This is a genomic window from Kitasatospora sp. NPDC059803, from assembly GCF_042732255.1.
Lineage (GTDB): Bacteria > Actinomycetota > Actinomycetes > Streptomycetales > Streptomycetaceae > Kitasatospora.
This window is the reverse complement of sequence record NZ_JBHWIJ010000314.1, coordinates 1-9,744: the sequence shown is the minus strand read 5'-3', so window position 1 is coordinate 9,744 and position 9,744 is coordinate 1. Positions and strand designations below refer to the sequence as shown.

Below are 9,744 nucleotides of genomic sequence, written 5' to 3'. Positions count from 1 at the left end.
GCCCTTCAGATTCCTGCGTAGGCGGGGGTGGAAGGGGGTCGTCGGGACCATGATCCGGACCGGTGGCGGACCAGATCCGGGCCGGGAGCAATAGTTGCCAGGTCAGAGCATCCCTGGTCAGCGGCCTGTAAATCTGCCGCGCAAGCTACGCAGGTTCGAACCCTGCACCAGCCACAGGATGGAGAGCAGCCCCCGATCTGCGGAGACGCGGATCGGGGGCTGTTGTTGTTTTCCCGTCGCGTGAGGGGCGCGGCGCCGCCGGGCGCACTTATTGCGCATTGCTTGCAATTACGGGCATCAGGCAGCAGAGTGGGTGCGGGGGTGGGTGGGGCCGTTCAGCGTGATTGTGGTGGTGTCCCGGGTGTGCGTAGGGCGCGCCGGGGGTTCTTCGCAAGAGCTGGTCGTCTTCCCAACCGGCGCCCGCCGGGACAGCGGCCCACCCATCCCCGCCACCGCCCCCCGCCATGAGCTCTCCCGCGGTGCGTCAAGGGCCCGTCAATGGTTCCTGGGGTGGCGTCAGGAACGCGTAGGGGTCGGGGGAAGGGCAGGGGTGCGGCCCGCAGGATCGGAGGAACTACCGATCGCGGAGGTTCCGTCCGATGTCCAGCGCCATCACCACCCCGGCTGTCACGGCCGAACCCGAGCCGCCGGACGCCGGTGCGGGCGACGAGCGGCACCGGCTGAGTGCGCTGGGCGGTCTGGCGGCGCTGTCGTTGGATGCCATGGCCTCGGTCGCGTACGGGCCGGAGTCGATCGTGCTGGTGCTGGCCGCGGCCGGGGCGTACGGGCTGGGCTTCACGCTGCCGGTGACGGTGGCGATCGCGGTGCTGCTGGGTGTGCTGGTGGCGTCGTACCGGCAGGTGATCGCGGCGTTCCCGGACGGCGGCGGCGCGTACGCGGTGGCGAAGGAGCACCTGGGCCGGCGGACGGCGCTGACGGCGGCCGCCTCGCTGGTGATCGACTACATCCTGAACGTGGCGGTCTCGGTGACGGCGGGGGTGGCGGCGCTGACCTCGGCGGTGCCGAGCCTGTACGACGACCGGGTCTGGCTGTGCCTGGGCGTGCTGGCCCTGGTGACGGCGGTGAACCTACGGGGGATCGCCGAGTCGGCGCGCTGGTTCATGGCGCCGACGGCCGTCTTCGTGGTGTCGATCCTGGCGATCATCGTGGTCGGCCTGTTCCGGGACGGCCCGGCGAGCACCGAGGCCGCCGCGGGCCACGCCTCGACGCTGGCCGAGAACGCCACGACCGTCGGTGCGCTGCTGCTGCTCAAGGCGTTCGCGGCCGGGTGCTCGGCGCTGACCGGGGTGGAGGCGGTGGCGAACGCCGTCCCGTCGTTCCGGACCCCGCGGGTGAGGCGGGCGCAGCACACCGAGGTGGCGCTCGGCGCCCTGCTCGGCGTGATGCTGATCGGGCTGGCCGTGCTGATCGGCCGTTTCCACCTCCAGCCGGTGGAGGGCGTCACGGTGCTGGCCCAGCTCGCCGACGCCTCGCTCGGCCACGGCGCCGCGTTCTACGTCGTCCAGTTCGCCACCGTGGTGCTGCTCGGGCTGGCCGCGAACACCTCTTTCGGCGGGCTGCCGGTGCTGCTGCACCTGCTCGCCCGGGACAACCACCTGCCGCACGTGTTCGCGCTGCGGGCCGACCGCCAGGTGCACCGGCACGGGGTGCTGTTCCTCGCCCTGGTGTCGGCGGCGCTGCTGGTCGGCTCGGGCGGGGACGTGAACAGCCTGGTGCCGCTGTTCTCGATCGGCGTGTTCGTCGGGTTCACGATCTGTCAGGTCGGCATGGTCCGGCACTGGTCCGTGCACCGGCCGGCCGGCTGGGTGTGGAAGGCCGCGCTGAACGGGTTCGGCGCGCTGCTCACCGGGGTCGCGACGGTGGTGGTGACCGGCACCAAGTTCACCGAGGGCGCCTGGGGCATCGTGGTGGCGCTGCCGCTGCTGGTGGTGCTGTTCGAGGCGGTGCACCGCAGCTACGGGCTGATCGGCGAGCGGCTGGAACTGGGCCGGGTGCCGGGCGCGGTGACCCGCCAGCGCAGCCTGGTCGTCGTGCCGGTGACGGCCATCACCCGGCTCACCCGGGACGGCCTGTCGGCGGCGCTGTCGCTCGGCGACGAGGTGCTGGCGGTGACGGTGGTGCACGAGCAGTCCGAGGCGGAGGCGCTGCGGCGGGACTGGGAGCTGTGGCAGCCGGGCGTGCCGCTGGTGGAGATCCCGGAGGACCGCCGCCGGCTGGGCCAGCCGATCGCCGCGTTCGTGAACCGGCTCGGCGAGGAGCACGCCTACGACCGGCTGACGGTGCTGATCCCGGAGGTGGAGCCGGCCCGCTGGTGGCAGCGGGCGCTGCAGAACCGGCGCGGCGCCGTGATCGACCGCGCGCTGCGCCGGCACACGGACGCGGTGGTCTGCCGGCTGCGGATGCGGATGTGACCCGGGCCGGTGCAGCCGAGGTGTCGGGCGGCCTGGCGGGGTTTCCGGGGGAGGCGCCCCGGTGGGCGTCCACACCTTGGACGCCCGATAACAACCTGGCATCTTGACGCGGTCTTAACGGGGCACTCTTGACGCCCTCGATACGCCCGGCGCCCACCCGCCCGCAGCGGCTCTGACCTGCGGGAAGGCCTTTGATCTGGTGGGTGCCGGGCGATCTCCACAACGAATTCCGTTGCGTTTTCCCGACCTAACCTCACATTTGTGTTCAACGTGCCCCAGGCGCTCAAGCGCCTCGTCATCGGCCGGGCCATGCGCAGCGAGGAGCTCGGCGAGACGCTGCTGCCCAAGCGGCTGGCGCTGCCGATCTTCGCCTCCGACCCGCTCTCCTCGGTCGCCTACGCGACCCAGGAGATCCTGCTGGTGCTCACCGTCGGTGGCGCCGCCTTCCTCTACCTGACCCCGTGGGTCGCGGCCGGTGTGGTCGCGCTGATGGCGGTCGTGGTGATGTCCTACCGCCAGGTGGTGCACGCCTACCCGAGCGGCGGCGGCTCGTACGAGGTGGTGTCCCGCAACCTCGGCGCCAACTCCGGTCTGGTGGTGGCCGCCTCGCTGCTGGTCGACTACGTGATGACGGTCGCGGTGTCGGTGGCCTCCGGGGTGGACAACATCATCTCGGCGGTGCCGTCGCTGGCCGGTCACCGGGTCTGGCTGGCGCTGGGTTTCGTGCTGCTGCTGATGGCGGTGAACCTGCGCGGTGTCCGGGAGTCCGGCAAGGCCTTCGCCGCGCCGACGTACCTGTTCATCGGCGGCATCCTGCTGATGGTGGTCACCGGGCTGGTCCGGGTCGCGCTCGGCGACGCGCCGGTGGCGTCCAGCGCCTCGTACGGGATCCTCCCGGAGGAGGGCAAGGACACGGTGGCCGGCCTCGGCCTGCTGATGCTGGGCCTGCGGGCGTTCGCCTCCGGCTGTACGGCGCTGACCGGGGTGGAGGCGATCTCCAACGGCGTCCCGGCGTTCCGGGCGCCGAAGGCGAGGAACGCCGCGCGCACCATGGCCGTGATGGGCACCACGGCCGTGGTGATGTTCGTCGGCATCACCGCCCTCGCGCTGATCGCCAAGGTGCACATCACCGAGGGCGGCGCCTGCCGGCTGACCGGCTTCCCCGGCGACTGCGCGAGCACGCCCCAGCAGACCGTGATCGCCCAGCTCGCGGCGGCGATCTTCGGCGGCGACCACAGCGTGCTGTTCTACGCGATCCAGGCGGTCACCGCGCTGGTGCTGATCCTGGCCGCCAACACCGCCTTCAACGGCTTCCCGCTGCTGGCGTCGATCCTGGCCGAGCACCGTTACCTGCCCCGGCAGATGCACACCCGCGGGGACCGGCTGGCCTTCTCCAACGGCATCATCGCGCTCGCGGTGGTGGCCGGCGGGCTGCTCTGGCTGTACGACGCGAACGTCACCAGCCTGATCCACCTGTACATCCTGGGCGTCTTCACCTCCTTCACGCTGTCCCAGATCGGCATGGTCCGGCACTGGAACCGGGCGCTGGCCACCGAGACCGATCCGGCGGTGCGCCGCTCGGCGCTGCGCTCCCGGGTGATCAACGCCTTCGGCGCGGTCGTCACCGCGCTGGTGCTGGTGATCGTGCTGCTCACCAAGTTCACCCAGGGCGCCTGGCTGGCCGTGGTCGCCGCGCTGGTGCTGTGGCTGATGATGCGCGGCATCCGCCGGCACTACGACGGCGTCGCCGCCGAGCTGGCGGTGGACGACCCGGAGGCCGAGTCGGCGCGGCCCGCCCGGGTGCACGGGATCGTGCTGGTGTCCAAGCTGCACAAGCCGACGCTGCGGGCGCTCGGCTACGCGGAGGCGTTCCGGCCGGACTCGCTGGAGGCGCTGACGGTGGCGGTGGAGCCGGAGGCCACCGGGGAGTTGGAGCGGCAGTGGACGGAGGCCGGCGTCCGGGTGCCGCTGAAGGTACTGGACTCGCCGTACCGGGAGATCACCAAGCCGGTGCTGGCGTACGTGCGGGAGCACCGCCGGGACAGCCCCCGGGAGGCGGTCGCCGTGTTCATCCCGGAGTACGTGGTCGGCCGCTGGTGGGAGCACCTGCTGCACAACCAGTCGGCGCTGTGGCTGAAGAGCCGGCTGCTGTTCACGGCGGGCGTGATGGTGATCAGCGTGCCGTGGCAGCTGACCTCCTCCGGGCGCGCGGGCGGCCCGTCGCGCCGGGCGCCCGGCGCGGTGCGCCGGGGCGAGCCTGCCCCGGGGAGCGGGTACGAGCGGCTCCCGGCGCCGGAGAAGGTCTGACCGGAGCAGTAGCCGCCCCCCGGGCCCCGGGCCCCCGCCGGCCCCGCCCACACCAGCTCGCACGAGCCCGCACCCCACCCGCATCCCCACCCGTACGGAAGCCCCGGAATCCCGGGGCTTCCGGCGTTCCGGCGCCGGGCCGATCACGGCCTGATGACGACGGTCACGGCCCGGTGAAGCGGGCGTCAAGGTCGCGTCAACGTCCCGCAGTCACCCGTATGGAGGGCGTCAGGGAGCCATAACGCGCCTCTGACGGCTGCTTTGCTGCATCTGCCGGTCGTCCGCCGGCGCCGCGCGAAGCCCCCGGCCCGCCCGCGGCAGTCTCCCGAACCGCTCTGGTGGAGCCCATGTCCGATCTCATCTACGTCGGTGTCACGGTCGCCGTGTTCGCCGTCATCGCCCTGATCGCGCGGGGGGTGGAGAAGCTGTGAGCGCGGAGAACATCGCAGGTCTGATCGTGGCCGTCGCGCTCGTCGGCTATCTCGTCGTGGCGCTGATCTTCCCGGAGAAGTTCTGACATGGGATCCACTCTCGCGGGCTGGCTGCAGGCCCTGGCCCTGGTCGGGGCACTGGCCCTGTGCTACCGCCCCCTTGGCGACTACATCGCCAAGCTCCTCACCACCACCAAGCACCTCAGAGTCGAGCGCGGCATCTACAAGGTGATCGGCGTCGACGGCGACGCCGATCAGCGCTGGCCGGTGTACCTCCGCTCGGTGCTGGCCTTCTCGGCCGTCTCCGTCCTCTTCCTCTACGGCCTGATCCGCCTCCAGGGCTACCTGCTGCTGAACCTGGGTGTTCCGCAGATGGAGGGCCACCAGGCCTGGAACACCGCGATCTCGTTCGTCGCCAACACCAACTGGCAGTCCTACGCCGGTGAGTCCGCGATGGGCCACCTGGCGCAGATGGCGGGCCTGGCGGTGCAGAACTTCGTCTCCGCGGCCGTCGGCATCGCCGTCGTCGGCGCGCTGATCCGGGGCTTCACCCGCAACCGGACCGACCGGGTCGGCAACTTCTGGGTGGACCTCACCCGGATCAACCTGCGCCTGCTGCTGCCGATCTCGATCGTCTTCGCCCTGGTCCTGGCCGCCTCCGGCGTGATCCAGAACTTCCACGGCTTCCACGAGGTGGCCACGCTCAGCGGCGACGTGCAGAAGATCCCGGGCGGCCCGGTGGCCTCCCAGGAGGTCATCAAGCTGCTCGGCACCAACGGCGGCGGCTTCTTCAACGCCAACTCCGCGCACCCGTTCGAGAACCCGACCGGCTTCTCCAACCTGGTCGAGATCTTCCTGATCCTGCTGATCCCGTTCGCGCTGCCGCGGGCCTTCGGCCGGATGGTGGGGGACAACCGCCAGGGCTACGCGATCCTCGCCGTGATGGGCCTGTTCTGGGTCGCCTCGACCGCCCTGCTCACCTTCGCCGAGTCGCAGCACCAGGGCACCGCCCTGCAGGCCGCGGGCGCCGCGATGGAGGGCAAGGAGCAGCGCTTCGGCATCGCCGCCTCCGGCCTGTTCGCCGCCTCGACCACGCTGACCTCGACCGGCGCGGTGAACTCCTTCCACGACTCGTACACGCCGTTCGGCGGCGGGCTGACGGTCTTCAACATGATGCTGGGCGAGATCGCGCCCGGCGGTGTGGGATCCGGCCTGTACGGCATGCTCGTGCTGGCGATCGTCGCGGTGTTCGTCGCCGGTCTGATGGTCGGCCGCACCCCCGAGTACCTGGGCAAGAAGCTCGGCGGCCGGGAGATGAAGTTCGCCTCGCTGTACATCCTCACCACGCCGACCCTGGTGCTGGTCGGTACGGGCCTGGCGATGGCCCTGCCGGGGGAGCGGGCCGGGATGCTCAACTCGGGCGCCCACGGCTTCTCCGAGGTGCTGTACGCCTTCACCTCGGCCGCCAACAACAACGGCTCGGCCTTCGGCGGCATCACCGTCAACACCGACTGGTACGACACGGCGCTCGGCCTGGCGATGATCTTCGGCCGCCTCCTGCCGATCGTCTTCGTCCTGGCGCTGTCCGGTTCGCTCGCCCAGCAGCAGCCGGTCCCGGCCACCCCGGGCACCCTGCCCACCCACAAGCCGCTGTTCGTGGGCCTGCTGTCGGGCGTCATCCTGATCGTCGTCGGCCTCACCTACTTCCCGGCCCTGGCTCTCGGGCCGATCGCGGAAGGTCTCTCCTGATGTCCACCCCTACGCTCAACCCCGCACCGGCCGACAAGGCCGAGCCCGCCGCGCAGCACAGAGTGGCCAGCGGCCTGCTCGACCCGAAGCTGATCGTCGCGTCCCTGCCGGACGCGGTGAAGAAGCTCGACCCCCGGGTGATGGTCAAGAACCCGGTCATGTTCGTGGTCGAGGTCGGCTCGGTGGTCACCACCGTCTCCGCGATCGCCAGTCCGTCCGTGTTCGCCTGGTCCATCACCGTCTGGCTCTGGCTCACCACGATCTTCGCCAACCTGGCCGAGGCCGTCGCCGAGGGCCGCGGCAAGGCCCAGGCCGACACCCTGCGCAAGACCAAGACCGAGAGCGTCGCCCGCCGGCTCACCGACTGGCCCGCCACGCAGGCCGAGGAGGAGGTGCCGGGCACCGCGCTGCGGCTCGGCGACCACGTGGTGGTCGAGGCCGGGCAGATCATCCCCGGCGACGGCGACGTCGTCGAGGGCGTCGCGAGCGTCGACGAGTCGGCGATCACCGGCGAGTCCGCGCCGGTCATCCGCGAGTCCGGTGGTGACCGCTCGGCGGTGACCGGCGGCACCAAGGTGCTGTCCGACCGGATCGTGGTGAAGATCGCCTCGGAGCCCGGCAAGTCGTTCATCGACCGGATGATCGCCCTGGTCGAGGGCGCCGCCCGGCAGAAGACGCCGAACGAGATCGCGCTGAACATCCTGCTCGCCTCGCTGACCATCGTCTTCCTGGTCGCCGTGGTGACCCTGCAGCCGATGGCCACCTACGCGGGCGCCCCGCAGTCGATGATCGTCCTGGTCGCCCTGATCGTGGCGCTCATCCCGACCACCATCGGCGCGCTGCTCTCCGCGATCGGCATCGCCGGCATGGACCGGCTGGTGCAGCGCAACGTGCTGGCGATGTCCGGCCGGGCCGTCGAGGCGGCCGGCGACGTCAACACCCTGCTGCTGGACAAGACCGGCACCATCACCCTGGGCAACCGCCAGGCCGCCGAGTTCCTGCCCGCCCCGGGCGTGTCCACCGAGGAACTGGCCAGCGCCGCTCAGCTGTCCTCCCTCGCGGACGAGACCCCGGAGGGCCGCTCGATCGTGGTCCTCGCCAAGACCGAGTACGGCCTGCGGGCCCGCGCCCAGGGCGAGCTGACGCACGCCACCTGGGTCCCGTTCACCGCTCAGACCCGGATGTCCGGCGTCGACCTGGACGAGGCCGAGGCGGTCCACCAGGTCCGCAAGGGCGCGGCCGGCGCGGTCACCAACTGGGTGACCGAGAACGGCGGTTCGGTCGGCAACGAGGTCTCCGCCCTGGTCGACGGGATCTCCGCGGCCGGCGGCACCCCGCTGGTGGTGGCGACCAAGGTCGGCGCCAAGCCGGCCCGCGTCCTCGGGGTCATCCACCTCAAGGACGTGGTCAAGGAGGGCATGCGGGAGCGCTTCGACGAGCTCCGCCGGATGGGCATCAAGACCATCATGATCACGGGCGACAACCCGCTGACCGCCAAGGCGATCGCGGAGGAGGCGGGCGTGGACGACTTCCTCGCCGAGGCCACCCCCGAGGACAAGATGGCGCTGATCAAGAAGGAGCAGGAGGGCGGCAAGCTGGTCGCGATGACCGGCGACGGCACCAACGACGCCCCCGCGCTCGCCCAGGCCGACGTCGGCGTGGCCATGAACACCGGGACCATGGCGGCCAAGGAGGCCGGCAACATGGTCGACCTGGACTCCAACCCGACCAAGCTGATCGAGATCGTCGAGATCGGCAAGCAGCTGCTGATCACCCGTGGCGCGCTGACCACCTTCTCGATCGCCAACGACGTGGCCAAGTACTTCGCGATCATCCCCGCGATGTTCGCCGGGGTCTACCCGGGCCTGAGCCACCTCAACATCATGGGCCTGCACAGCCCGCAGTCCGCGATCACCTCGGCGATCATCTTCAACGCCCTGGTCATCATCGGCCTGATCCCGCTCGCCCTGCGCGGCGTGCGCTACCGCCCGTCCGACGCCAGCTCCCTGCTGCGCCGCAACATCGGGGTCTACGGCTTCGGTGGTCTGGTGGTGCCGTTCGTCGGCATCAAGCTGATCGACCTGATCGTCCAGTTCATCCCCGGCCTGAGCTGAGAGAGGAGAATCCGATGTCCAAGCCCCTGCCGACGACCGTCCGCACCCACTTCACCGCACTGCGGGCGCTGCTGGTGCTCACCGCGATCCTCGGGATCGCCTACCCGCTGCTGGTCACCGGGATCAGCCAGGTCGCCTTCACCGAGAAGGCCAACGGCTCGCTCGTGAAGTCCGACGGCAAGGAGGTCGGTTCCAGCCTGATCGGCCAGAACTTCAACCTCCCGAAGAAGAACCCCGACGACCCGAAGGAGGAGGCGCAGCCGGACCCGAAGTGGTTCCAGCCCCGCCCCTCCGCGGCCGGGACCGGCTACGACTCGTCCTCGTCCGGCGCCTCCAACCTCGGCCCGAACAGTGACGACCTGCTGAAGGCCGTCAACGACCGCCGTGCCGCCGCCGCCGAGTTCGACGGCGTCGCCCCGGAGAGCGTCCCGGCCGACGCGCTGACCGCCTCCGGCTCCGGCCTCGACCCGTACATCTCGGTCGCCTACGCCGAGGAGCAGGTGAACCGGGTCGCCAAGACCCGGAACCTGTCGGCGGACGCGGTGCACAAGCTGGTCGAGAAGTACACCGAAGGCCGCTCGCTCGGCTTCCTCGGACAGGAGGGCGTCAACGTCCTCCTGCTGAACCGGGCCCTCGCGGAACAGAAGTGACAGGTCAACGGCTGGATCCGTGAAACAGGCCGACCCGGGCCGGGGCACCACCCCCGCGCCC

Annotated in this window: 6 protein-coding genes; all 6 read left to right on the top strand. The window is 70.9% G+C overall.

Annotation, left to right across the window (positions count from 1 at the left end):
- The first annotated feature begins 599 nt into the window (after positions 1-599).
- The 6 genes from ACFV6I_RS33375 (at position 600) to kdpC (ending at position 9,683) form a co-directional block, all read left to right on the top strand.
- On the top strand, positions 600-2,432 hold the full coding sequence (locus ACFV6I_RS33375) for an APC family permease (RefSeq protein ID WP_380429415.1): 1,833 nt from the start codon (positions 600-602) through the stop codon (positions 2,430-2,432).
- A gap of 309 nt (positions 2,433-2,741) precedes the next feature.
- Complete coding sequence (locus ACFV6I_RS33370; protein ID WP_380429418.1) at positions 2,742-4,739, top strand: APC family permease; 1,998 nt, start codon at positions 2,742-2,744, stop codon at positions 4,737-4,739.
- A 427-nt stretch (positions 4,740-5,166) separates the two neighbouring features.
- The gene (gene kdpF / locus ACFV6I_RS33365) at positions 5,167-5,256 is read left to right on the top strand and encodes a K(+)-transporting ATPase subunit F (protein WP_037971201.1); all 90 of its coding nucleotides are present in this window, start codon (positions 5,167-5,169) and stop codon (positions 5,254-5,256) included.
- Position 5,257: 1 nt separating this feature from the next.
- Positions 5,258-6,919: a potassium-transporting ATPase subunit KdpA gene (kdpA, locus tag ACFV6I_RS33360; RefSeq protein ID WP_380369638.1), complete on the top strand. Its 1,662-nt coding sequence runs from the start codon at positions 5,258-5,260 to the stop codon at positions 6,917-6,919.
- A complete protein-coding gene (kdpB, locus tag ACFV6I_RS33355) occupies positions 6,919-9,033 on the top strand; it encodes a potassium-transporting ATPase subunit KdpB (RefSeq protein ID WP_063348922.1) in 2,115 nt (704 codons plus the stop codon). Before kdpA ends, kdpB begins: the two co-directional genes overlap by 1 nt.
- A 14-nt stretch (positions 9,034-9,047) precedes the next feature.
- A complete protein-coding gene (gene kdpC, locus ACFV6I_RS33350; RefSeq protein WP_363580040.1) occupies positions 9,048-9,683 on the top strand; it encodes a potassium-transporting ATPase subunit KdpC in 636 nt (211 codons plus the stop codon).
- Positions 9,684-9,744: the final 61 nt, after the last annotated feature.